The sequence below is a fragment of the Leifsonia sp. 2MCAF36 genome, assembly GCF_052115525.1.
Classification (GTDB): domain Bacteria; phylum Actinomycetota; class Actinomycetes; order Actinomycetales; family Microbacteriaceae; genus Leifsonia.
The window spans coordinates 69571-92610 of sequence record NZ_JBFRGV010000001.1 but is presented as its reverse complement, the minus strand read 5'-3'; the positions used below and the strand labels follow the sequence as shown (position 1 = coordinate 92610).

Annotated in this window: 20 protein-coding genes; 5 read left to right on the top strand and 15 right to left on the bottom strand. The window is 71.4% G+C overall.

Annotation, left to right across the window (positions count from 1 at the left end):
* The first annotated feature begins 75 nt into the window (after positions 1 to 75).
* On the top strand, positions 76 to 1728 hold the full coding sequence (locus AB4079_RS00445; RefSeq protein WP_441785305.1) for a thiamine pyrophosphate-binding protein: 1653 nt from the start codon (positions 76 to 78) through the stop codon (positions 1726 to 1728).
* A 165-nt stretch (positions 1729 to 1893) separates the two neighbouring features.
* Here the strand turns inward: AB4079_RS00445 and araA are convergent, their stop codons facing one another.
* The 7 genes from araA to AB4079_RS00410 all read right to left on the bottom strand — a co-directional run bounded on the left by araA (position 1894) and on the right by AB4079_RS00410 (position 10692).
* Positions 1894 to 3411 (bottom strand): L-arabinose isomerase, encoded by a 1518-nt coding sequence (gene araA, locus AB4079_RS00440; protein ID WP_441785304.1) that lies wholly within the window; start codon positions 3409 to 3411, stop codon positions 1894 to 1896.
* Positions 3411 to 4115 carry an L-ribulose-5-phosphate 4-epimerase gene (locus tag AB4079_RS00435; protein ID WP_441785303.1) on the bottom strand — a complete coding sequence of 235 codons (705 nt, stop codon included), beginning with the start codon at positions 4113 to 4115 and terminating at the stop codon, positions 3411 to 3413. The genes araA and AB4079_RS00435 overlap by 1 nt, the downstream gene beginning before the upstream one ends.
* A complete protein-coding gene (locus AB4079_RS00430) occupies positions 4112 to 5773 on the bottom strand; it encodes a xylulokinase (protein WP_441785302.1) in 1662 nt (553 codons plus the stop codon). The genes AB4079_RS00435 and AB4079_RS00430 overlap by 4 nt, the downstream gene beginning before the upstream one ends.
* 84 nt (positions 5774 to 5857) lie before the next feature.
* Positions 5858 to 6856, bottom strand: a complete 999-nt coding sequence (locus AB4079_RS00425) for a LacI family DNA-binding transcriptional regulator (RefSeq protein ID WP_441785301.1) — start codon at positions 6854 to 6856, stop codon at positions 5858 to 5860.
* A 343-nt stretch (positions 6857 to 7199) separates the two neighbouring features.
* The gene (locus AB4079_RS00420; RefSeq protein WP_441785300.1) at positions 7200 to 7898 is read right to left on the bottom strand and encodes a hemerythrin domain-containing protein; all 699 of its coding nucleotides are present in this window, start codon (positions 7896 to 7898) and stop codon (positions 7200 to 7202) included.
* 204 nt (positions 7899 to 8102) lie between these two features.
* Complete coding sequence (locus AB4079_RS00415; RefSeq protein ID WP_441785299.1) at positions 8103 to 9026, bottom strand: aldose 1-epimerase family protein; 924 nt, start codon at positions 9024 to 9026, stop codon at positions 8103 to 8105.
* A gap of 205 nt (positions 9027 to 9231) precedes the next feature.
* Positions 9232 to 10692, bottom strand: coding sequence for a PucR family transcriptional regulator ligand-binding domain-containing protein (locus tag AB4079_RS00410; protein WP_441785298.1), 1461 nt, complete (start codon positions 10690 to 10692; stop codon positions 9232 to 9234).
* Between the two features lie 91 nt (positions 10693 to 10783).
* On the opposite strand from AB4079_RS00410, the gene gabT reads away from it, so the two are divergent.
* Both gabT and AB4079_RS00400 read left to right on the top strand, forming a co-directional pair.
* Positions 10784 to 12145, top strand: coding sequence for a 4-aminobutyrate--2-oxoglutarate transaminase (gene gabT, locus AB4079_RS00405; RefSeq protein WP_441785297.1), 1362 nt, complete (start codon positions 10784 to 10786; stop codon positions 12143 to 12145).
* On the top strand, positions 12142 to 13626 hold the full coding sequence (locus tag AB4079_RS00400; RefSeq protein ID WP_441785296.1) for an NAD-dependent succinate-semialdehyde dehydrogenase: 1485 nt from the start codon (positions 12142 to 12144) through the stop codon (positions 13624 to 13626). The genes gabT and AB4079_RS00400 overlap by 4 nt, the downstream gene beginning before the upstream one ends.
* Before the next feature lie 33 nt (positions 13627 to 13659).
* On the opposite strand, the gene AB4079_RS00395 is transcribed toward AB4079_RS00400, so the two are convergent.
* Complete coding sequence (locus tag AB4079_RS00395; protein WP_441785295.1) at positions 13660 to 13881, bottom strand: three-helix bundle dimerization domain-containing protein; 222 nt, start codon at positions 13879 to 13881, stop codon at positions 13660 to 13662.
* A gap of 58 nt (positions 13882 to 13939) precedes the next feature.
* Between AB4079_RS00395 and AB4079_RS00390 the strand changes: the two genes are divergently transcribed.
* Complete coding sequence (locus tag AB4079_RS00390) at positions 13940 to 14632, top strand: PhzF family phenazine biosynthesis protein (RefSeq protein WP_441785294.1); 693 nt, start codon at positions 13940 to 13942, stop codon at positions 14630 to 14632.
* Positions 14633 to 14728: 96 nt separating this feature from the next.
* Here the strand turns inward: AB4079_RS00390 and AB4079_RS00385 are convergent, their stop codons facing one another.
* From AB4079_RS00385 to AB4079_RS00365, 5 genes are all read right to left on the bottom strand, one after another.
* A complete protein-coding gene (locus tag AB4079_RS00385; protein WP_441785293.1) occupies positions 14729 to 16222 on the bottom strand; it encodes a catalase in 1494 nt (497 codons plus the stop codon).
* An 8-nt stretch (positions 16223 to 16230) separates the two neighbouring features.
* Positions 16231 to 16680, bottom strand: a complete 450-nt coding sequence (locus AB4079_RS00380; protein WP_441785292.1) for a Fur family transcriptional regulator — start codon at positions 16678 to 16680, stop codon at positions 16231 to 16233.
* Between the two features lie 30 nt (positions 16681 to 16710).
* A complete protein-coding gene (locus AB4079_RS00375) occupies positions 16711 to 16905 on the bottom strand; it encodes a hypothetical protein (RefSeq protein ID WP_441785291.1) in 195 nt (64 codons plus the stop codon).
* Between the two features lie 104 nt (positions 16906 to 17009).
* Positions 17010 to 18737: a cation:proton antiporter gene (locus tag AB4079_RS00370; RefSeq protein ID WP_441785290.1), complete on the bottom strand. Its 1728-nt coding sequence runs from the start codon at positions 18735 to 18737 to the stop codon at positions 17010 to 17012.
* A 33-nt stretch (positions 18738 to 18770) separates the two neighbouring features.
* Positions 18771 to 19337 carry a TetR/AcrR family transcriptional regulator gene (locus AB4079_RS00365; RefSeq protein WP_441785289.1) on the bottom strand — a complete coding sequence of 189 codons (567 nt, stop codon included), beginning with the start codon at positions 19335 to 19337 and terminating at the stop codon, positions 18771 to 18773.
* Between the two features lie 156 nt (positions 19338 to 19493).
* Between AB4079_RS00365 and AB4079_RS00360 the strand changes: the two genes are divergently transcribed.
* Positions 19494 to 21059, top strand: a complete 1566-nt coding sequence (locus AB4079_RS00360) for an MFS transporter (protein ID WP_441785288.1) — start codon at positions 19494 to 19496, stop codon at positions 21057 to 21059.
* 303 nt (positions 21060 to 21362) lie between these two features.
* Here the strand turns inward: AB4079_RS00360 and AB4079_RS00355 are convergent, their stop codons facing one another.
* Both AB4079_RS00355 and AB4079_RS00350 read right to left on the bottom strand, forming a co-directional pair.
* Complete coding sequence (locus tag AB4079_RS00355) at positions 21363 to 21905, bottom strand: GIY-YIG nuclease family protein (protein WP_441785287.1); 543 nt, start codon at positions 21903 to 21905, stop codon at positions 21363 to 21365.
* 50 nt (positions 21906 to 21955) lie between these two features.
* Entirely contained in the window at positions 21956 to 22948 is a 993-nt protein-coding gene (locus AB4079_RS00350) for a class I mannose-6-phosphate isomerase (RefSeq protein ID WP_441785286.1), read from the bottom strand.
* Positions 22949 to 23040 lie beyond the last annotated feature (92 nt).

Here is a 23040-nt window from a genome sequence, read left to right as displayed (position 1 = left end):
CACGAAGCCGCCGACGGCCGCGGTGGGCGAGACACATACGGAATCGTTTCTCCGTTCGTCTCGAAAGGCCCTGCCATGCCCTCCGTCTCCGCCCATGTCGCCGCCACCCTCGCCCGCCACGTCGACCACGTCTTCGGGGTGATGGGCAATGGGAACGCGCACTTCCTCGACGCGCTGGAGCGGCAGCCGGGCGGCGAGTACTGCGCGATGCGGCATGAGGCGGGCGCCGTGGTCGCGGCGGACGCGTACTTCCGGGCCTCCGGCCGGCTCGCGGCAGCGACGGCGACGTACGGCGCGGGCTTCACCAACACCCTCACGGCGCTCGCGGAGGCCGTGCAGGCGCACATCCCGCTCATCCTCGTCGTCGGCGATGAGCCCACGTCGGGACCCCGCCCCTGGGACGTCGACCAGATCGCCCTGGCGGCGGCGGTCGGCGCCCGCACGTACACAGTCGGCCGAGCGGATGCGGCGGCCACGACCGCCATCGCGGTCGAACACGCGTTGACGTACCGGGTGCCGACGGTGATCGCGATCCCGTACGACGTGGCCACCCGCGACGCCGGGCCGGTGCCCGAGGCTCCGGAACCGGTCCTGCCCGAGCCGCAGGCTCCCTCCGATCCGTTCTCGCACGCGGCCATCGCCGCGGCGGCTGCCGCCCTGGCCGGGGCGGAGCGACCGTTCCTGCTAGCCGGGCGCGGGGCGTGGCTGTCGGGTGCCGGCCCCGCGCTCGGTGCGCTCGCCGAGGCGACCGGCGCGCTCACCGCGTCCACCGCCCTGGGCCGCGGCGTCTTCCCCGACGATCGTTACGATCTGGGCGTGACGGGCGGATTCGGCGCAGAAGGGGCGATGGAGCTCGTCCGGTCAGCGGACGTGGCCGTGGTGTTCGGAGCGTCCCTCAACCAGTTCACGATGCGGTTCGGCGAGCTGTTCGCGCCCGGCACGCGCATCATCCAGGTGGACACCCGCCCCTCCGCGACGCACCCGCACGTCGGGTCGTACCTGCGCGGCGACGCCCGGCTGGTGGCCGAGGCACTCGGCGACCAGCTCGCGGCCGCCGGCGCGGAGCCGTCGGGGTGGCGGGAATCGCTGGACGTCGCCCTGCAGCGCGAGCACCCGCGGGGCGACGGCCTGGCGGCCGACGGACGGCTCGACCCGCGCACGGCGGCCGCCCGGATCGGCGAACTGCTGCCCGAGGACCGCGTCGTCGTCTCCGACGGCGGCCACTTCATCGGCTGGGCGAACATGTACTGGCCGGTCGCCTCGCCCGACCGGATGATCATGGTCGGCACGGCGTATCAGTCGATCGGCCTCGGCTGGCCGAGCGTGCCCGGCGCCGCGCTCGCGCATCCCGAATCCACCATCGTGCTGACCACCGGCGACGGCGGCGGACTGATGGCCCTCGCCGACCTCGAGTCGGCCGTGCGGGTCGCCGGTGGGCGCGGGATGGCCGTGGTCTGGAACGACGCGGCCTACGGCGCCGAGGTCAACCTGTACGGGCTGAAGGGGCTCGCGCAGGGGCCGATGCGGATCCCCGAGGTCGACTTCGCCGCCCTCGGGCGAGCCGTCGGTGCGGAGGGCGTGGTCGTCCGCACGCCGGAGGACCTGGAGGTCCTCGCCCAATGGGCCGCGCGCCCCGCCACGGAGCGCCCGTTCCTGCTCCTAGACCTCCGCATCTCGGGCGACGTGGTCGCCCCCTACCAGCAGGAAATCATCCGAGTGAACTCCTGACCCGCGCTCCCCTTCCCGCCCCATCCCTCTCGCCGAGGGGTGAGTAGATGCTCCTATTTCGCAGATATTGCGACATCTACTCACCCCTCGCGGGGCGCGCACGTGGGCGCGGGTGGGTTCCTGACCGCCGGTACCGATGACAACCGACGGCCAGGAGTTCGGGGGTCAGAGGCCGCGGGCGAGCCGGTAGTATGCGGCGTTCCAGTCCAGCTCGCGCTGGACGTCGCGCAGCGTCGTGGTCTCGTCGATGACGAGCAGCTCGGTGCGGGCGATGCGCGCGAAGTCCGCGAACGTCTCGACGCCGACGGCTGTGCTCATCACGGTGTGATGGGCGGCTCCCGCCTCGAGCCAAGCGGTGGCGGAGGTGGTGAAGTCCGGCGCAGGCTTCCAGACGGCACGCCCGACCGGCAGCTTCGGCAGCGGAGCGGTCGGCTCGACGACCTCCACGACGTTCGCGACGAGGCGGAAGCGGTCGCGCATGTCGGAGAGGGCGACAACGACCGCCGGGCCCGGGTCAGCGGTGAAGACCAGGCGCACCGGGTCGTCCTTCCCGCCGATGCCGAGCGGGTGCACCTCGAGCGACGGCTTCGCGCTGGTCAGCGAGGGTGCGACCTCGAGCATGTGGGCGCCCAGGATGCGCTCGTCGCCCGGCGTGAGGTCGTAGGTGTAGTCCTCCATGAGGGATGCGCCGCCCGGCAGTCCCGCGCCCATCACGTTGGCCGCGCGCACGAGGATCGCGGTCTTCCAGTCGCCTTCTGCGCCGAAGCCGTAGCCCTCGGCCATCAGACGCTGTACCGCGAGCCCGGGGAGCTGCTTGAGCGCGCCGAGGTCCTCGAAGCTCGTGGTGAACGCGCCGAAGCCGCCCTCCTCGAGGAACCAGCGCAGACCCAGCTCGATCGCGGCGCCGTCGCGCAGCGACTGGTGGCGCTCGCCGCCGCGGCGGAGCTCGGGCACGACGTCGTACAACTCCTCGTACTCGGCGACCAGTGCATCCACATCGGTCTCGGAGGCAGCTGCGACGGCCTCGGCCAGCTCGTTGACGCCCCAGGTGTTCACCTGCACGCCGAAGACGAGCTCCGCCTCGGTCTTGTCGCCCTCGGTCACCGCGACGAAGCGCATGTTGTCGCCGAACCGCGCCAGCTTGAGGGAGCGGGTGGCGGCCCAGCCGGCCGCGGCGCGCATCCAGGTGCCGATCCGACCGGTGACGGCCGGGTTGCTCACGTGCCCGACGACTGTGGTGCGCGGGATGCTGAGCCGGGTCTGGATGTAACCGAACTCGCGGTCGCCGTGGGCGGCCTGGTTCAGGTTCATGAAGTCGAAGTCGATGTCGGCCCAGGGCAGCTCGACGTTCGCCTGCGTGTGGAAGTGGAGGAGCGGCTTCTGCAGGGCGTCGAGCCCGGCGATCCACATCTTCGCGGGGCTGAACGTGTGCATCCACGCGATCAGCCCGATGACGCCGTCGGTGGCGTTCGCCTCGAGCATGGTGCGGCGGATGGCGTCGGAGTCGGTGAGCACCGGCTTCCACACCACGCGCACCGGCACGTCGGCGGCAGCGCCGAGCTCGTCGGCGATGGCGCGGGACTGGTCGGCGACCTGTGCGAGGGTCTCCGGTCCGTACAGGTGCTGGCTCCCCGTGAGGAACCAGACCTCGTAGTGGTCCAAGGAGGTGGTGAGCTTCGGCATCAGGAGAGGGGTCCTTCCGGCTTCTGTCCGTAGACGTTCTGGTAGCGGTCGAAGAGGCGGTCGATCGCCTCCGACGGGATGGGGACGAGGGGGCCGCCTTCGCGGGCGATGTGGACGGTGCGCGCCACGTCCTCGGCCATCACCGCAGCTTTGACGGCGTCGCGTGCGTCCTTGCCGATGGTGAACACGCCGTGGTTCTGCATCAGCACGGCTCGGCTGCGGTGGCCGTCCAGCGTCTGGACGATGCCGCGGCCGATGGAGTCGTCGCCGATGATGGCGAACGGCCCCACCGGGATCTCGCCGCCGAATTCGTCCGCCATGGCCGTGATGACGCACGGGATCGGCTCGGCGCGCGCCGCCCACGCCGTGGCGTAGGTGGAGTGGGTGTGGACGACGCCGCCCACGTCCGGCAGGTTCCGGTACACGTACGCGTGCGCCGCGGTGTCCGACGAGGGGGAGCGGTCGCTGCCGATCGACCCGGGGACGACCTCCCCATCGAGCGTGCAGAGGATCATGTTCTCCGGCGCGAGGTCGTCGTAGTCGACGCCGCTCGGCTTGATGACGAAGAGGTCTTCGCCGGGGACGCGTCCGGAGACGTTGCCGCCGGTCCAGATCACCAGTCCGTAACGGACCAGCTCGGCGTGCAGCGCGGCGACGCGCTCACGCACAGCGCGGACGGCGGGGGTCTCGAGGTCGGTCGTCATGCCGAGGCTCCTTCCATGGGGATGGCGTCGATCGCGGCCCGCTCGACGGCAAGACCCGCCTGGTACCGCTGGAGGAAGCGCGCGAAGCCGGCGACGTCGTCCGGGTGCGCGTTGGTGGTCTCGAAGGCGGAGCCGCCGAACACGTGGCGGCGGAGGTAGGAGTCCAGGCCGGAGGTGTTCGCCGTCTCGCCCTCGCCCTCGGCCTCGGCTTCGGCGGTCTGCGCCGCCGACAGGTAGGCGGCGAGCACCGCGATACCCCATGCGCCACCCTCGGAGGCGGTCTCCGCCACGGAGACGGGCGCATCGAGCGCTCCGGCGAGGAAACGCTGGGCGACACCGGCGGTTCGGAACATGCCGCCGTGGGCGAACATCCGGTCGAGCTCTACTCCCTCGTCGCGGAGGACGCGCATCCCGAGCGCCAGCGTGCCGAACACGCTGTACAGCTGCGCGCGCACGAAGTTGGCGAGCGTCAGCCGGCTGTCCGGGGTGCGCAGGACCAGCGGCCGGCCCTCGGCCAGGCCGGCGATCGGCTCGCCGGCGAGGTGGTTGTACGCGAGGAGTCCGCCGGCGTCGGCGTCGCCGCCGAGCGCCTCGCGGAACAGCGTCTCGTACACGGCGTCGGTCGACTGCGGAGTTCCGGACGCTTCGGCGAACCGGGCGAACAGCCCGGCCCAGGCGGCGAGTTCGCTCGCGCCGTTGTTGCAGTGCACCATTGCGACCAGGTCGCCGGCCGGTGTGGTGACGAGGTCGAGCTCGTGGTGCACCGAGGAGAGCGGACGTTCGAGGACCACCATCGCGAAGATGCTGGTGCCGGCCGAGACGTTACCGGTTCGCGGCGCGACGGAGGCCGTCGCCACCATCCCGGTGCCGGCGTCGCCCTCGGGTGGGCAGAACGGCACACCCGGCTGCAGGGCGCCTGTCGGGTCGAGCAGCGCGGCGCCTTCCGCGGTGAGCTCGCCCGCCGCCTGGCCGGCGACGAGCACCTCGGGCAGCAGGGCGGGGAGGTCGATGCCGCGCGCGCTGTCGAGCGCGGCGTAGCGGCTCAGGAGTTCGCGGTCGTACGTCTTCGTCGCCGGGTCGATCGGGAACATGCCCGACGCATCCCCGACGCCGAGCACCGTGCGTCCGGTGAGCCGCCAGTGCACGTAACCGGCGAGGGTGGTGAACGCGTCGAGCCGCTCGATGTGCGGCTCGTGGTCGATGACGGCCTGGTGCAGGTGCGCGATGGACCAGCGCAGCGGGATGTTGACGCCGAACGCCTCGGTCAGCTCGGCGGCGGCCGGGCCGGTGTTCGTGTTGCGCCAGGTGCGGAACGGGACGAGGAGCTCGCCGTCGGCGTCGAAGGCCAGGTAGCCGTGCATCATCGCCGAGACGCCCATCGCGCCGAAGGTGGTCGGCCGCACGCCGTGCCGCTGCTCCGCGTCGGCGACGAGGTCGGCGTAGGCGGCCTGCAGACCGGACCACACCGCGTCGAGGGAGTAGGTCCAGAGCCGGTCGACGTACTCGTTCTCCCACTCGTGGGAGCCGACGGCCAGCACAATGCTCGGATCGTCGGCGGCCACCAGGCAGGCCTTGATGCGCGTCGAGCCGAACTCGATGCCCAGGGCGGTGCGTCCCGTCGCGATCAGGTCGCGGTGGTGGGATTCCGGGGCGCTCATACTGTTCCTCACGTCGTTGTGACCGGTCACATTTGCGTCAAGTTTACGCGAGACGACCGCTCCGGTGTCAAGCGCACGGAGCCGTCAGGCGGATCCGCGGCTCACCAGGCGGGGCAGGACCGGGGCATCGAACGCGAGGTCGGTCCCTTCGATTTCGGCGACGAGCCGCGCGACGCAGCGACGCCCGAGCTCGGCGAAATCCTGACGGACGGTGGTCAACGGCGGCGTCAGGAAGGCTGCTTCCGGGATGTCGTCGAAGCCGACCACGGCAAGGTCGCGTGGGATGATCCGCCCGGCCCGGGCCGCAGCGAACATTGCGCCGAGGGCCATCTGGTCGTTGGAGGAGAACACCGCCGTGATCGTGGTGTCCGCCAGCAACTCCGCGCCGATCTCGGCGCCGGACGCCGCCGTCCAGTCGCCGTCGCGGGAGACGACCGGGTCGGCGCCCGCCGCCTCCATCTCCCGCAGGAAGCCCTCGCGACGGGCGCGCGCCTCCGACCAGTCGGCCGGACCGCTCAGGTGCGCGATGCGCACGTGACCGCGGTCGAGAAGGTAACGGGTGGCGAGCCGTGCCCCCTCGAACTGGTCGACGAAGACGCCGTGGTCACCGGCCATCCCCGCGCCGTGCAGGGTGATCGACGGGACGCGCAGCGAGACGGCGGCCATCGCATCCTGGATGCGCTGCTGCGGAGCGACCACGACGATGCCCTCGACGGCCTGCGCGCTCAATTGCTCCAGCGCGGCCTCGACAGCGTCGGTGTCCAGGGATGCGGCGTGCGCCACGGTGACGAAGTAGCCGGCGTCGCGCGCGGCCTTCTCGATCGCGTCGATGCTCGAGGCCGGCCCGAACAGGGACGACGGCGAGGCCACGAGCACCCCGATGGTCGTGGATCGCGACGTGGTCAGCATCCGGGCGGCACGATTCGGGCGGAAGCTCAGCTCCTCCATCGCGGCGAGCACGCGCTCGCGGGTGGCAGGACGGATGCTGGGGTGGTCGTTGAGCACGCGCGAGACGGTCTGCCGGGACACCCCGGCGGCGGCGGCCACCTCACGCACCCCCGGCGCCCGCCCCTGCTCGTCCACAAGCACACTGTAGGGGATGCGGTGGGCGCGCCCGGCGCGGGTGGGGGACAGCGGGCGTTCGGTCGGTGCCGCTGGTCGGTCCGTCGGTATGGCTGCGGCCTCGGTCGGAGATCCCTCCGCCTCGGTCGGAGAATGCAGCGCGCAGGCGTCGCGATCTCCGCCCGACCGCGGCCGGTCGGAGATTCCGGGCGAGTTCTCCGACGGTGGCGCTCAGCCGGCGCGCCCGACCGCGGCCGGTCGGAGATGCCTGTGCTTCGGTCGGAGAATGCGCCGCCCTGGCGCCGCGTTCTCCGCCCGACCGCGGCCGGTCGGAGATTCCGGGCCGGTTCTCCGACGGTGGCGCTCAGGCGGCGCGGCCCTCGAGAGCCGCGCGGAACCGCGCGTACCGGCGCTGGCCGGCCCAGCGCCAGGTCAGGGCGACCGGTCCGGGGAGGTTCTTCTTCATCCACTCGCCGCCGCCATCCGGCTGGGCCGCCAGGATGGCGCCGAGCATGTACCAGCCGTGGCCCTTCGGAGTGGACGCGCGCCCGTGCTTCGCGAACCACTCCACCTCCCGCTTCGTGAGCACATGCTCCATCACGGGGACGATGTTCGCCTCCTCATCAGGCAGGTGCTCGGTGAGCGCCGCCCGGACCCCGTCGACGGCCGCGAGCACGGGCGCGGCCGTGACCGGCGACGGCTGTGCGCGCCACGCGGGCAGCGCGGCATCCAGCGCGGTGAGGTGGACGAGCATGGCAGCGTGCTGCTGTCGCATCCGGTCGACATGCGCCGCGCAACTCGGCGCGCGCTCATCCAGGGCCGGCCACAGCCGCGCGTCCTCGCCCTCGTGGTGGCCGTGCAGCGCCGTCGAGACCATGGCGAGCTGGTCGCCGACGACGTCGGAGTGGGCCGCGTCTCCGTCCGCGACGCCGTCGATCAGGCGCGGCGCCTCGTCGAACGAGTGCCGGAACAGCCGGTGGATCTCGGCCATCCCGCTCGCGTCGCAGGTCTTGGGACCGTCGAGCGGAGACGCGCCTGATGAGGGAAGGGGTGTCGCTGACATGGCGGCACCCTACTGCCGCGAGCGGATCCCCGGGCCTCCCCAGTTTCCCGAGCTTCGGCCAACGACGCGGTGGCGAACGGTGCAGCGATCCTTCGACATCGCGTACAGCTCACCGGGTGGATGCCGAGCCGTAGCATCGCAGTGCGCGCGGCCCGTCGTGGAAGGCCGCGCGCATCCTCTTTTCCGGGTGTTCCCGGACGGTCGTCAGACGCCGCGGATGGTCCAGGAGGCGGACGCCGCGTCGCCGGGCTCCAGCACGATCAGGTCGGTGCCCGAGTTGAAAGCGTCCGGTGGGCAGGTCATGGGCTCGACGGCCAGGCCGAGGCGGTTCAGCTCCCGGAGTGGCTGGTCGGCCGTGTGGACCTGCACCCAGGGGCAGTCCTCGCCCCAGACCATCTCGACTGCGGTGCCCGCAGGGGCTGTCAACCGGACGGTGGCCAGGCCGTCGGCCGTCCGCTGCAGGCCGGTGAAGGCGTGGTCGATGAACGTGTCGCCGATGCGGCGCGCCGTGCGGAAGTCCCAGCTGCCGCCCTCGGCGGAGGCCACATCGGCGAGGCCGGTCGGGATCAGGCGGTCCTCGGTGACGGTCAGCACCTCGTCGGCGGGGAGGGTGAGCGTCCAGTCGTCCACGCGTCCGGCGCCCGCCACCAGGTACGGGTGCGGGCCGGTACCCCACGGTGCGCGGGTCTGGCCGGTATTGGTGCCGGTGACGGTGGTGTGCAGCCCGGACTCGTCGAGCGAGAAGGCGACCGTCACATCCACCCGGTGCGGGTAGCCGGCCTGCGCCTGGATGGTCGCGGTGAGGGTGACGCTGCTCGCCGACCGGTCGATCGCGTCGAAGTCGAGCCAGGCGGCCAGGCCGTGCAGCGCGTGACCGCGGTTCGGCTCGGTCAGCGCGAGGTGCTGATCCTCGCCGCCGAAGGTGTAGCGTCCGTCGACGACCCGGTTCGGCCACGGGGCGAGCGTGGCGCCGCGGAAGGCCGGCCGCACCTCGTCCGCGTCGAAGGGGACGACGAGCGGGCGGCCGTCGAACTCGAGCGTCCGCAGGGACGCGCCGACAGACGCGATCGTCGCGTGGTAGTCGCCCGCCGTGAGGCCGAAGTGGGTTCCGGAGATCGGTGTGGTCATCCCTCCATTCTCTCCGACCTGCCACCCGCCCGTCGAGTGCACCCTGCGTCCCACCGTCGAGTGCACCCCGCGTCCCACCGTCGAGTGCACCCCGCGTCCCACCGTCGAGTACACGAATAGTGCACGCTCGGGGCGCCCTAGGCGTGGAGAAAGTGTGTACTCGACGGTGGGGGGCGAGCGCGGGAGAAGGGGCGGTGGGGACGGGTCAGGCGGAGGCGCGGAGGGCGGCGTAGAGGTCGGCGCGGGCGGCGAACGACGCCAGGTCGCGGCCGAGCAGACGCTCGGCGTCGGCGACGCGGGCGCGCAGTGTGTGCCGGTGCATGCCCAGCTGCCGTGCCGCCACGTCGTAGACGCCGTCCGCGTCCAGCCAGGTACGGAGCACGCGGGGGAGGGACGGGTCGGCCGCGACCAAGGGCCGCAGCGACGTCTCGGCGACGGCACGGGCGTCCGGCGTGTGCAGCAGCGCGAGCATCCCGGCCGCCGCCAAATCGTCGAACGAGGGGACCGGGTCGTCGGCGTTCGCGCGGTTGCGCGCTGTCTGCGCCTGAGCCACCGCCGCGGGGAGCGCGTCGAGGGCGGTGCTCGAGGACAGCCCGCCGCGGAGGTCGAAGCGCGCGGCGAGAGCGGCGACCCCCGCCACCCCCGCGTCGTCGCCGAGGAGGACGATCTCCTGACCGTCCCGGGCGAAGAAGCCGTCGGCGTTCGACTCGAGCCAGTCCGCGGCGGCCGCGATCGCCGGCCCGTGCAGCACTGCGACGCGGAGGGGCGGATGCGGCAGCGGACCGAGCACGGGCTCGGCGATGGACGCGGCGACCGCGGCCTCGCCCGCCACCAGCGCCCGCCAGACGGCCGTGCGGAGGCGGGCGCGTGCCGCATCCGCCGCCCGTGACTGCTCGAGTGCGAGCCCGGCGAGCGCCACCACGCCGGTGACCACCTGCTGGGCCGACGCGTCCAGCCCGTCGGATCCGACGGCGAGGACACCGCGCAGACGCCCGGCGGCGCCCAGCGTCTGCAGGGCGAACGGACCGGCGTCCGTCCCGACCGTCCCGGCGGCCCGGCGCCCGCTGCGCAGCAGAGGGTCGGCCGCCTCCGATAGCGCCCGGCGCGCTCGCGCATCCAGCGACCCCGACGGGTGGCTCCTGGCTACGGCGCCGTCCGCCCCGACGAGCGCGACCGGTCGCTCGATCTGGCGGGAAAGCTCGGACAGCACCGCCCCGAGCGCGTCCGGCCGCAGCGCCGCGAGTGAGATGGCGCGGGATGCGCGGAGCGCCCAGGTGCTGCGGGCGTAGGCGTCGGCGGCGACACGATCGGCCACGAACCGCACGACCGCGATGAACGGTGTCCGGTAGGGCACCTCGAACAGCGGAAGGCCCTGTCGGGTGCAGGCCTCGATCAGCGTGGCGGGCGTCCCGTCGCGGACCACCTCCGTTCCGAAGCCCACCGCCGCGATGCCGTGTTCCACGAGCCGCTGCACGTACGGTTCGGCGTCCTCCGGCGGCTGGGTCACCAGCAGCACCTGCCCGGGGGCGAGGAAGGGCGTCGGATCGGGCAGGTCGGAGCTGTGCGCCCACGCGAGTGGAGCATCCAACTCACCTACGGACGACGGCGTGAGGAGGCGCAGACCCAGCTCGGGGCGGGCGAGGAGCTGGGTGAGGGTCGCTGGCATGGGACTCCATCTGCCAGAGTGTCGATCCCCGGCGCAGCGATTGTACGACGCGTCCAGCACTCGCTTCATCCGAATTTCTTACATTCGGGACATGACCATCCTCGACACCGCCATCGACACACCCGTCGGCGGGCCCTCGCTCCCGCAGGAGCGCCGGCTCGTCACCCCGATCCCCGGCCCCGAGTCGCGTAAGCGAGCCGAGCGCAAGGCGCAGGCCGTCGCGGCCGGTGTCGGCACCACCCTGCCCGTCTACGCGGTCGCGGCGGGAGGCGGCGTCCTCGTGGATGTGGACGGCAACTCCCTCATCGACTTCGGCTCCGGCATCGCCGTCACGGGCGTCGGCAACTCGGCGCCGCGCATCGTCGAGGCCGTCACCGCGCAGGTCGCCGCGTTCACCCACACCTGCTTCACGATCGCCCCGTACGACTCCTACGTGGACGTCGCCATCGCGCTCAACCGGCTGACCCCCGGCGACTTCGCCAAGCGCAGCGCCCTGTTCAACTCCGGCGCGGAGGCCGTCGAGAACGCGGTCAAGATCGCCCGCCACTACACCGGCAGGCAGGCGGTCGTGGCGTTCGACCACGCGTACCACGGGCGCACCAACCTCACGATGGGGCTGACCGCCAAGAACCAGCCGTACAAGAACGGCTTCGGACCGTTCGCGCCCGAGATCTACCGCGCCCCGCTCAGCTACCCGCTGCGCGACGGCGGCATGTCGGGCGCCGAGGCGGCCAAGCGCGCGATCACCATGATGGAGAAGCAGATCGGTGCGGCCAACCTGGCGGCGCTCATCATCGAGCCGATCCAGGGCGAGGGCGGCTTCATCGTCCCGGCCGACGGCTTCCTGCCTGCGCTGCAGGAGTGGGCGAACGCCAACGGCGTCGTGTTCATCGCCGACGAGGTCCAGACCGGGTTCGCCCGCACCGGCACCATGTTCGCGTCAGAGCAGTTCGGGATCGTCCCCGACCTGATCGTGACGGCGAAGGGCATCGCAGGCGGCCTCCCGCTCTCGGCTGTCACCGGCCGCGCCGAGATCATGGACGCCCCCCAGGTCGGAGGTCTCGGCGGCACCTACGGCGGCAACCCGCTCGCGTGCGTCGCCGCGCTCGCCGCGATCGAGACCTACGAGACCGAGGACCTGACGGCCCGCGCCCGGCAGATCGGCGACATCCTGTTCGAGAAGCTCGGCGCCCTGCGCGACGCCGATCCCCGCGTCGCCGAGGTCCGCGGACGCGGCGCGATGGTCGCCATCGAGCTGGTCGACCCGGCGACGGGAGAGCCGGATGCCGCGCTCACCTCCAAGGTCGCCGCCGCCGCGCACGCCGCCGGCGTCATCCTCCTCACCTGCGGCACCTACGGCAACGTGATCCGCTTCCTCCCGCCGCTCAGCATCCCGGACCACCTCCTCATCGAGGGGCTGGACATCGTCGCGGAGGCGGTGGCGGGCGCATGACCATCGTCGAGACCGCCACAGAGCTGTCGGCCCGTGAGGCGGAGTTGCTCAGCCGCATCCCTGACGGGCTCTTCATCGGTGGCCGCTGGGAGGCGGGCACGCGCGACCAGATCGAGGTGCAGGACCCGGCGACCGGCCGTGTCATCAAGCGCATCGCCAACGCGACCCCGGAGGACGGGATGCGCGCCCTCGACGCCGCGGTCGCCGCCGCCGACGCGTGGGCGGCCACCGCACCGCGCGTTCGCGCCGAGATCCTGCGTCGCGCGTTCGACCTGCTGCAGGAGCGGCGCGCCGACTTCGCGCTGCTGATGACGCTGGAGATGGGCAAGCCGCTCGCCGAGGCGAACGGGGAGGTCACCTACGGTGGCGAGTTCCTGCGCTGGTTCTCCGAGGAGGCGGTCCGCATCTCCGGCCGCTACGGGCAGAACCCGGAGGGAACCGGCACCATGGTCGTCTCGCAGCGCCCGGTCGGACCGTGCTTCCTGATCACGCCGTGGAACTTCCCGCTGGCCATGGCGACTCGCAAGATCGCTCCGGCGCTCGCCGCCGGCTGCACGGTCGTCGTGAAGCCGGCCGAGCTGACCCCGCTGACGACCCTGTTCTTCGCGCAGCTGCTGGCGGATGCCGGCGTGCCGGACGGCGTGGTGAACGTCATTCCGACCAGCACCGCCCGCACGGTGTCCGAGCCGATCATCGCCGACCCGCGCCTCCGAAAGCTGTCGTTCACCGGCTCCACGCCTGTCGGCCGGTCGCTGCTGGCGCAGGCGGGCCAGAACGTGCTGCGCACCTCGATGGAGCTCGGCGGCAACGCGCCGTTCGTGGTGTTCGAGGACGCGGACCTGGACAAGGCGGTGGAGGGCGCGATGCTCGCCAAGTTCCGCAACATCGGGCAGGCGTGCACCGCGGCCAACCGCTTCATCGTGCACGAGTCGGTCGCCGGCGAGTTCGCGCGCCGGGTGACCGAGAAGGTCGACGCCCTCCGGCTCGGCCGCGGCAGCGACGACGGTGTGACCATCGGACCCCTCATCGACGACCGCGCCGTCGCCTCCATGTCGGCGCTAGTGACGGACGCCGTGGAGCGGGGCGCGCGCGTGCTGACCGGCGGCAACGCGCCCGACGGCGACGGGTTCTTCTTCGAGCCGACCGTGATCGTGGATGTGCAGCCGGGCAGCGAGATCCTCCGCGAGGAGATCTTCGGCCCGATCCTCGCCGTGACCACGTTCTCGACCGAGGACGAGGCCGTCGCGGCCGCCAACTCCACCGAGTACGGCCTCGTCGGGTACGTCTTCACGCAGGACCTGGCCCGCGGCCAGCGGATGATCGACCGGGTCGACACCGGCATGATGGGGCTCAACACGGGGCTCGTCTCGAACGCGGCGGCACCGTTCGGAGGCGTCAAGCAGTCGGGTCTCGGCCGTGAAGGCGGCCTGGAGGGCATCCACGAGTACCTGAGCACGAAGTACACGCTGATCCCGGGTTGACCCGGGCACACCAGAGGAGCGCGTCGCTGAGTCTCAGCCGGCGCGCTCTTCTGCGTTCAGTTGCTCTTTGACGTCGTGCTCGATGAGCACGGGGACGAAGTCGCGCACCGGCGCACCGTCGAAGCCCTCGTGGTGCTTCTCGACCAGTTCGTCGATCCGCTCCCGCGGCACTCCCGGGTAGCGTTCAGCGAGCCTCTCGGCGGCACGCTCGACGGCGATGTCCTCTTCGTTGTTCCGGCGATCGTCGGTCGTCATGGCGCGATTATGCACCCCGAGGGTTAACGACGGCGATGGGTTCTGCCAGGCTGAGGGCATGGATGAGACCATCGAGGTAGTCGTCGTTCGCGTGTTCACCGACGAGAGCGGCCGCAACGGCAACGAGCTCGGAATCGTGCAGAGTTCCGCCGCCACAGCGCAGCGGGAACAGGAGATCGCGACCGCCCTCGGCTTCAGCGAGACGGTGTTCGTGGACGCGGTGGACGAGGCTGGGCGTTCCTCGACCATCCGCATCTTCACCCCGGCGAAGGAGCTGCCGTTCGCCGGCCATCCGAGCGTAGGGACGGCGTGGTGGCTCTCCGACCGCCGGACGCCCGTCGACGTGCTGCGCGAGCCCGCCGGTGACGTCGAGGTCGTGGTCGACGACGACACCGCCTGGATCACGGCTCGGCCGGAGTGGACGCCCGAATTCCAGTGGCTGGCCCTCGAGTCGCCGGCCGCAGTGGATGCGCTCGACCCGTTCTCGTTCGCGTCCGGGCAGCACTACGCGTACGCGTGGATCGACGAGGCCGCCGGCAGCATCCGGTCACGGATGTTCGCGCCCGAGATGGGCATCATCGAGGACGAGGCGACCGGGGCGGCCGCCGTCGCGCTGACGGCTCGGCTGGGACGGCCGCTCAGCATCCTGCAGGGCGAGGGGTCGGACCTCCTCACCGAGCCGCTCGGCGACGGCCGGGTGCGGGTCGGCGGGACCACGGTCTACGACCGCACGATCGAGGCGACCCTGTAAACGCGGTTTCCGTCGCCGAGAGGCGAGTAGATGTCGCAACTCGAGTGAGATTCGCGCATCTACTCGCCCCTCGGCGGATGTGAAGCGGGGTGAGTGCTACTCGGCTACGCCTACGTACTCGGCGGCCTCGTCGGGGGTTTGCGTGCCCGACTGGAGTCGGTCGCGGAGCGCGCGCCCGAGGGACGCATCCACGTTGCTCCAGTACTGGATGGCACGCTCCCGGATGTCCTCGCGCTTCACTCCGCTGACGGCGCCCGAGATCGTGTCGAGGAAGCGCTCCTTCGCCGCGTCGTCGTAGACCTCACGGTAGAGGGTTCCGGCCTGGCCGAAGTCGTCGTCCTCGGAGTGCAGCGTGGCGGCTGCGCGGACCAGTGCGCCGTCCGACTCCCACGCGCCCTCACCGGCACGGTCGGGCTGTGCCGACGGGCCGCCGAACGAGTTCGGTGCGTAGACCGGGGCGTCGGCGGGGTTGAAGCCGTGACGAGCGGCACCATCCTGCGAGTAGTTGTGCACCGGCGCGACGGGCCGGTTGACCGGCAGCTCGTTGTAGTTGGTGCCGACGCGGTAGCGCTGAGCGTCCGGGTAGGAGAACACGCGCGCCATCAGCATCTTGTCGGGGCTGATGTCGATGCCCGGGACGGTGTTGGCCGGCGAGAAAGCGGCCTGCTCGATCTCCGCGAAGAAGTTCTCCGGGTTGCGGTCGAGCGTGTGGATGCCGACCTCGATCAGCGGGTAGTCGCTGTGCGGCCAGACCTTCGTCAGGTCGAACGGGTTGAAGCGGTAGGTCTTGGCGTCTTCGTAGGGCATGACCTGGACGGATACCCGCCACGCCGGGAGGTCGCCGCGCTCGATCGCCTCGTACAGGTCGCGGCGGTAGTAGTCCGCGTCCGCGCCGGCGAGCTGCTCCGCCTCGACGCCGGAGATCTCCTCGTTCCCCTGCAGGGAGTGGAAGTGGTACTTGACCCAGAAGCGCTCACCGGCGGCGTTGATCCACTGGTAGGTGTGCGAGCCGTAGCCCGGCATGGTGCGCCAGGACAGGGGCAGTCCGCGGTCGCCCATCAGGTAGGTGACCTGGTGGGCCGACTCGGGGGAGAGGGTCCAGAAGTCCCACTGCATGTCGGCGTCGCGGAGACCGGAACCGGGCAGGCGCTTCTGCGAGTGGATGAAGTCGGGGAACTTGATGCCGTCGCGGATGAAGAAGACCGGCGTGTTGTTGCCGACGATGTCGTAGTTGCCCTCAGTCGTGTAGAACTTCACCGAGAAGCCGCGGACATCGCGCCAGGTGTCGGGGGAGCCCTGCTCGCCGGCCACCGACGAGAAGCGCTGCAGCGTGCGTGTGGTGGCGCCCGGCTGGAAGACCGCGGCCTTCGTGTAGGCGCTGACGTCGCCGGTCACCACGAACTCGCCGAACGCGCCGCCGCCCTTCGCGTGGACGATGCGCTCCGGGATGCGCTCGCGGTTGAACTGCGCGAGCTTCTCGACGAGGTAGCGGTCGTGCAGCGCGGTGGCGCCATCGCGCCCGGCCGTCAACGAGTGCGCGTCGCTGGCGACCGGCGTTCCGGTCTGGGTGGTGGTGAAGTCGTCCGTCATGTTTCTCCTCAGTTGTGATGATTCTCCGTGGCGCGCGCAGCGCGCTTCTGACAGGACGGGCACACGCCCCAGAAGGTGACCTCCGCGACATCGATCGCGTACCCGCCGGCTTCCGACGGGTGCAGGCACGGCGCGTGGCCCACGACGCAGTCGACGTCGGCCACGGCTCCGCAGGACGTGCAGACCACGTGGTGGTGGTTGTCGCCGATCCGCCGTTCGTAGCGTGCGGCCGAGCCGGCCGGTTCGATCCGTCGCAGCATCCCGGCGGCCGTCAGGTCGCCGAGCACGTTGTGCACGTTCTGGATGGACGTGCCCGGCAAGGTCGGAAGCAACGCACGGAACACCGTCTCGGCGTCGGCGTGCGGCAGGTCGCCGAGCGCTTCCAGCACAGCCACCCGCCCCCGCGTCACCTTGAGGCCGGCGTCCCGCAGGTCGCTTTCGAGCCGTGCCGCGTCCATGCTTCGACCCTAGCCGGATGTTTTGAATAACTAAAAATAGGCAGAACCCCGGGCGCGGCGCTTCGTGGCCGCGGAGCGCCTTCGGGGCGCCACCATCTGTTGGGGGTCGAGGGTCACCGGACCGACTGCCTTCTGTATGGTGCGCAACGCTTCCGCCTCGCTGCCGGCCTCGACCGAAACCACCATCCGCCGCCGATCGTGGGCGCGGATCACCGTGAGTTCCATGATTCCCCTTCCGGCCCGCCGGTGCGGGGCCTCATGGATGTAGACGGGCCTGTATGCCCCTTTATGACGGCGAACGGCCAGATCCCGTCATTGTTTCTTCGAATTCAGCGCGCGCGGGAGCGCAGGCGGGTCTCTTCGAGGTCGAGAAGCGACTGCGCCTCGGTGAGCACGCGCGACGGGTACGACCCGCGGGCGCGCTCGACCAGCAGGCGGGTGCGCTCGGCGTCCACCACGGCGAGGCGGAGCGTCCGGTACAGGTGATGCGGCCGGCTGTCCTGCGGCGTATCGCCCATCACGGTCCGTTCCCAGGCGGATTCGGCGCGCAGGTAGGAGGACTGCCGAACGCGTTCCACCACCTCCGGGTCGACCGGTGCGGCGGTGTGCGCGGCCGTCTGCGGATCGTCCAGCACGGCGAGCCCGGCTTCGCTGAGGTCGTCCAGAAGTTGCGCGAGCAGACGCCGGTCTTCGCCGACGTCCGCTCCCTGCAGCCCGAGCGCGCGGATGAGCCAGGGCAGCGTCCCGCCCTGCAACACGAGGCTGACGAAGGCCACGGTGAACGCGATGAGGATGAGCTGCGCGCGGTAGGGAATGTTCCCCGGCAGCGACTGCGCTGCCGCGAGCGTGACGACCCCGCGCATCCCGGCCCAGCCGAGGACGACGCCGCCCTTCCAGTCGATCGCCTCCTGGCGGTACTCCTCGAGGTCGGTGCGATGCCGTGCGTAGCGCTGCTCGGCGCGCTGCTTCCGGAGCGCCTGCCAACGGTAGCGGACCGGATGGTCGCGGAAGTAGCTGATCATCAGCCACTCGCGGAACACTGCGCGCTCGGCGCGCTCCGCCCGTCTTCGGAGGCCGAGGATGAGCGGCACGATGAGGACGAACCGGATGATGATGAGCGAGAACACGGCGATCAGCCCCAGGCCGACAGCGCTCCAGACGCTGAGGACCTCCGGGTTCTGGACGTCGCCGACGAGCGTCCGCAGTTCCAGGCCGATCAGCAGGAAGACGCCGTTCTCGAGCAGGAACTGGATGGTCCGCCAGTTGATCGCGTCGCTGATGCGCGCCTGGGCGCTGAACTGCTGCGGTGCGGCGTGCCCGGTGTACAGGCCGGCGATGACCACGGCCAGCACCCCGGAACCGTGCAGCGCCTCTGTCGGCGCAAAGGCGGCGAACGGCACGACCACCGAGAGGGCGGTGTCGAGCACGGGGTCGCTGAGCTTCGAGCGCACCCACACGGAGACGAATCCGACGATCAGGCCGATCACGGCGGCGATGATGACGGCGGTGACGAAGTCGATCACACCGGCCCACGGCGTGGTGAGCCCGCCGAGCGCGGCGGCAAGTGCTGTGCGCAGGAGCACCAGAGCGGTCGCATCGTTGACGAGACCCTCGCCTTCGAGCACCGTGAGCAGGCGCGGCGGCAGGCCGAGCTTGCGTCCGATGGAGGTGGCGGCCACCGCGTCCGGCGGGCTGATGATGGCGCCGAGGGCGATGGCCGCTGCGAGGCTGAGGTCCGGCAGCATCGTGTAGAGCACGAAGCCGGAGGCGAACGCCGTGATGATGACCAGGACGATCGAGAGCCCGGCGATCGGCGCGAGGTTGCGGCGGAAGTCCGTGAGCGGCACGCTGATGGCGGCCGCGTAGAGGATCGGCGGCAGTAGGCCGTCCAGGATGACCTCCGGCGGCACCTCGATCTCCGGCACGCCGGGCAGGAACGACAGCACGACGCCGACGATCACCAGGATGATCGGCGCCGCCACGCCGAGCTTGCGTGCGAATGCGGCCACGCCGACGATGACCGCGACCGCGATCACCGCATAGACGCCCAGCTCCATTGTCCAAGCGTACGGGGCGGACCCCGCCTGGAGTCAGCGGGAGCGCAGGCCGTCCACGGCCATGGCGATGACCCTGTCCCGCTGGGCGTCGTCCTCGAAGGCGACGCCGGCGATGCCGGAGACCATGCGGATGACATCGCCGATCGTCGCGTCGTCGCGCAACTCGCCGGCTGCCTGGGCGCGACGGAGGAGGGGCTCTCCTGCGTCGTAGAGCGACGTGCGGCAGCTGAGCAGGACGGGTGAGTCCTTGTTCAGTCCGTCGATGAGGGCCCGCTTCGTACCGACGTAGGACACGAAACGTCGCAGCCAGGCCTCGACGGCATCCCACGGCTCCAGTGTCGCCGCTTCGTCGGCGGCGCGCACCACGGCGGCGACCTCGTCGATGTAGACGGCCTCCACCAGCGCGTCTCGCGTCGGGAAGTTCCGGTACAGGGTGCCGATGCCGACGCCGGCGCGGCGTGCGATGTCTTCGAGCGGTGCACCCGCGCCTTGTGCCGCGAAGGCCTCTCGCGCAGCCGCAAGGAGCGCGTCGAAGTTGCGGCGCGCGTCCGCCCGCTGGGGGCGCACCACGCCCAGCGTGGGGGTCTCGGTGCCGGTCACGGCGACGGTCCTTTCGGGTCGGCGGAAGAAAACAGTTGCGAAGCGGAGGCACCCTCCGGTACTGTGGAATACGTAACCGGAGGAACCCTCCGAACGGAGCCTCCCTCCATTCTAGCCCTTTTCGGGCCTCACCTCGAGAAACGGAAACCACCGAGAATGTCTCGATCCCACCCCGGACTGACCTTCGCCATCCTTGCGCTCAGCGTCGGTTCCTTCGCGACCCTCCAGTCGCTCGTCGTACCCGTCCTCCCCGTCATCCAGTCCGACCTGCACACCACCACGGCAGGCGTCACCTGGACCATGACCGCGTGGCTGATCGCTGCCGCGGTCGCCACCCCGCTGCTGGGTCGCGTCGGCGACCTGATCGGCAAGCGCCGCATCCTAGTGCTCGCCCTCCTCGCCGTCGCCCTCGGAAGCGTCGTGGCCGCTGTCGCGCCCACCATCGGCGTGGTGATCGCCGGCCGCGTCATCCAAGGCCTCGGCGGCGCCATGTTCCCGCTCGCCTTCGGCATCATCCGGGATGAGTTCCCCGCCCGCCGCCTGCCCTCCGCGATCGGCGCGATCGCCTCCATCATCGCCATCGGCAGCGGGCTGGGCACCGTGCTCGCGGGTCCGCTCGCGTCCGCCCTCAGCTGGCGCGGGCTGTTCCTGCTCCCGGTCGCGCTGACCGTGACGGCCGCCGTGCTTGCGCTCATCTTCATCCCCGAGTCGCCGACCCGCGCGACCGGCGGAGTGAACCCGTGGGCGGCCGTTCTGCTCTCCGGCTGGCTCATCGCCCTGCTCCTGCCGCTCAGCACTGGCGCGCAGTGGGGATGGTCGTCGCCCGGCGTCGTCGGATTGCTCGTCCTCGCCGCCGTCCTCCTCGCCGGTTGGGTGATCGTGGAGCTCCGCTCGCGGCATCCTCTTGTCGACATGCGGCTCATGCGTGAGCCGGGCGTCTGGTCGATGAACGCGGCCGCGGTCTTCATCGGCGCGTCCATGTTCGCCGTGTTCGCCTTCTTCCCGCGGTTCGTTCAGACGCCGACCTCCACCGGCTACGGGCTGGGCGCCTCGGTCGCTGAGTCGGGGATGCTGATGCTCCCGATGCTCGTCACCATGGCCGTGACCGGCTTCCTCAGTGGTCCGCTCGCCCGCTGGGTCGGGTTCCGGGCGCAGATCGTCGTCTCGGCGGCGATCATGGGCGCGGCCAGCCTCTCCCTCGCGTTCCTGCACAGCTCTCTGCTGGCGGTCGCCGGCGCATCCGGCCTGTTCGGCGTCGGCCTCGGGCTGATCTACGCGGCCATCACGAGCGTCGTCGTGCAGAGCGTTCCTCCCACTCAGACGGGGATCGCCAGCGGCATGAACGCCAACCTGCGCACCGTCGGCTCGGCGGTCGGGGCGGCCGTGATGACCGCACTCGTCACCGGGGCCATCGCCCCGGACGGGTTGCCGGCGGAGTCCGGGTACACCGCAGGCTTCGCGACCGCAGGCGTGCTGGCGCTCGCCGCGGGCGCGGTCACCGTGGTGGCCACCGCGATCATGCGGTCCGCGCGCCGGACGGCCGAACGCGAGGCCGAGCGACTCGTCGAGTCCGCAGTCGTGGACACGCCGGTCGCCCTGATCGTCGATCCGATGGAGTTGGAGGCCGCCGAGATGGCGCGCCTTGCGGCAAAGGTCGACGGAACGGTCTTCGACGAAGCGGGCGACGACCCGCGCACACGGGAGCGCCTCGAGGTCGCCTGACCTGGCGGGTCCCTGTGGTGGCCGCAACACCCTGGTGACAGGATGTTGTGGCCACTCTGCCGTGGCCGGAGGAACTCCGCCCTCGCCGGCTTCGCTTCTCCTCCCTTTGCGGTCGTGAAGCGGTGTGTCACGAACGGACTCCTCCTTTCCTGCCGTTCGGCGGTCGGCCGAGACAGCGCGGGAAACGGAGGATGCGAGGTTCGACGCGCCGGGGCGGTGTCGGAAACGGAGGATGTCGGTGCTTCTCCGCCCCGAAATCCCTCCGATTGCCGCGGCTGCCGCCGGGAACAGGGGAGCGGGGGATCAGCCGCGGAGGGCCGCCGCCTCGCTGCGCCAGCGCGCGAGCAGCGCCCACGGGTCGGGCGCTCCCTCCCGCAGCCGTTGGACGTGGCCGAGCAGCACCGGGTCCGTCTCGAACCACTCGGTTCCCGGGATCCGCAGCTGCGCGAATTCGACGTGCCTGCGGTGCTCGACGGTCCGGTCCCCTCGCTCGAACGCGAGTACTTCGTCGTGCGGGAGGCTCGCGAACCGTTGCGTGGGGTTGGCCGTGGTGCCGATCTTGATCCGGTCGCGGTAGCGCAGGTAGTAGACGACGTCGACGCGCGTCGCCGCAACGTCTCCGGGCGGAGTGTCGCCGACACGCCATTCGCACACCGCGCAGAGCCAACCCGAGGGGTACAGCACGCCGAGTCGTGAGCCGCAGAATGCGCAGGGGAAGGGCAACAGGTCGGTGACCCCGTACTCCCCGTCGACCCAGTCGTGCGCCTCCAGCAGGTGCGCCAGACACAGCGCGACCGGCGCCCCGGGATGCGCGGGTGCGCCGCAGAGCGCGCAGCGGTCGATCACGGCCTCAGCGTAACCGCGGGCACCGACAGCGATCAGCCGGTTCGCCCGGTTCAGCGCGGCGGCCGGCAGCGGATCACGTCCACCTCCCCGGTCAGGGCGAGCGGCCCGTCGCCATGAGCGGTGAGTACTGTGGCGCCCCGAGCGAGCGCGAGCGAGCGCGCCGCCGTCTCGAGGGTTCCCGTCCCGCACAGGACGACGAGTACGGAGAACGACGCGTCGAGCTCGCGCGTCCCGGAGACGCGGAGGCGCTCGGCGCCGAAGAACGGGTCCGCGTCCGCCGGGAACAGGGTCTCCTCGCCCCGACCGGCTCGCAGCGAGTGGATGCGCTCCTCCGGTATGGCCTCGCGCGTCAGACCGGCGATGGCGACACCGAGGTCGAGACCCAGCAGCGCCTCGCTCTCGCTGAGGGTGCGCCGCTCCAGGAGCACGGAGAGGTCGGTCGGCTGCTGCAGCTCCACCAGCGTCACCCCTGGCCCGATCGCGTGGGCGAGGCCCGCCGGCACGAGCAGGGTGTCGCCGGCCGTGAGCGGCAGGCGGTTCATCGCGGCGAGCATCCCGTCGACGTCCTGGCCGTGCCACCAGGCTCGCACCTCCGTCTCGCCGACGGAGCGCCGGAAGCCCAGGGCGGCGTAAGCATCCGGTTCCGCCTCGATCACCGCCCACGCCTCCGTCTTGCCGAGCGGGCTTCCCAGGTGCGCCGCGGCGAACGCGTCGTCCGGGTGGTAATGCACGAACAGGCGTTCGGCCGTGTCGAGCAGCTTTACGAGCAGCATCGTGCGGGCGCCGAAGCGCGCGACATGCTCCGCGCCGAGGAAGGACACCGGGTCGGCGGCGACCGCCTCGCGCAGGGTCCGGCCGTCGGGCAGGTGCGTCAATCCGACGCCGCCGCCCGCGAACACCTCCGTGGTCGAGGCGACGAAGTCCTCCGGCGTGAACGGGCTCGGCTGCGCGCTGCCGCGGAACCGCGCGATGCCTGCGCCGCCCCGGTACGGCCGTTCGAGGGGCTGGTTCGGGCCGAGTAGCAGCGGCGTCGGTGTGCTCACCCGAAGCAATCTAGTCGCCCGCGGGCGCAGGCTCGCGCTCGGCGTCCGAACACGGCACGTGGGGGCGACGGACCTGCCGTCGCCCCCACGCG

Coding starts and splice junctions, on each gene's coding strand:
- AB4079_RS00360 (WP_441785288.1), top strand. CDS start 19,494: ATGTCTCGATCCCACCCCGGACTGACCTTCGCCATCCTTGCGCTCAGC.
- AB4079_RS00370 (WP_441785290.1), bottom strand. CDS start 18,737: ATGGAGCTGGGCGTCTATGCGGTGATCGCGGTCGCGGTCATCGTCGGC.
- gabT (WP_441785297.1), top strand. CDS start 10,784: ATGACCATCCTCGACACCGCCATCGACACACCCGTCGGCGGGCCCTCG.
- AB4079_RS00390 (WP_441785294.1), top strand. CDS start 13,940: ATGGATGAGACCATCGAGGTAGTCGTCGTTCGCGTGTTCACCGACGAG.
- AB4079_RS00415 (WP_441785299.1), bottom strand. CDS start 9,026: ATGACCACACCGATCTCCGGAACCCACTTCGGCCTCACGGCGGGCGAC.
- AB4079_RS00395 (WP_441785295.1), bottom strand. CDS start 13,881: ATGACGACCGACGATCGCCGGAACAACGAAGAGGACATCGCCGTCGAG.
- AB4079_RS00410 (WP_441785298.1), bottom strand. CDS start 10,692: ATGCCAGCGACCCTCACCCAGCTCCTCGCCCGCCCCGAGCTGGGTCTG.
- AB4079_RS00430 (WP_441785302.1), bottom strand. CDS start 5,773: ATGAGCGCCCCGGAATCCCACCACCGCGACCTGATCGCGACGGGACGC.
- AB4079_RS00385 (WP_441785293.1), bottom strand. CDS start 16,222: ATGACGGACGACTTCACCACCACCCAGACCGGAACGCCGGTCGCCAGC.
- AB4079_RS00420 (WP_441785300.1), bottom strand. CDS start 7,898: ATGTCAGCGACACCCCTTCCCTCATCAGGCGCGTCTCCGCTCGACGGT.
- AB4079_RS00445 (WP_441785305.1), top strand. CDS start 76: ATGCCCTCCGTCTCCGCCCATGTCGCCGCCACCCTCGCCCGCCACGTC.
- AB4079_RS00435 (WP_441785303.1), bottom strand. CDS start 4,115: ATGACGACCGACCTCGAGACCCCCGCCGTCCGCGCTGTGCGTGAGCGC.
- AB4079_RS00380 (WP_441785292.1), bottom strand. CDS start 16,680: ATGGACGCGGCACGGCTCGAAAGCGACCTGCGGGACGCCGGCCTCAAG.
- araA (WP_441785304.1), bottom strand. CDS start 3,411: ATGCCGAAGCTCACCACCTCCTTGGACCACTACGAGGTCTGGTTCCTC.
- AB4079_RS00400 (WP_441785296.1), top strand. CDS start 12,142: ATGACCATCGTCGAGACCGCCACAGAGCTGTCGGCCCGTGAGGCGGAG.
- AB4079_RS00375 (WP_441785291.1), bottom strand. CDS start 16,905: ATGGAACTCACGGTGATCCGCGCCCACGATCGGCGGCGGATGGTGGTT.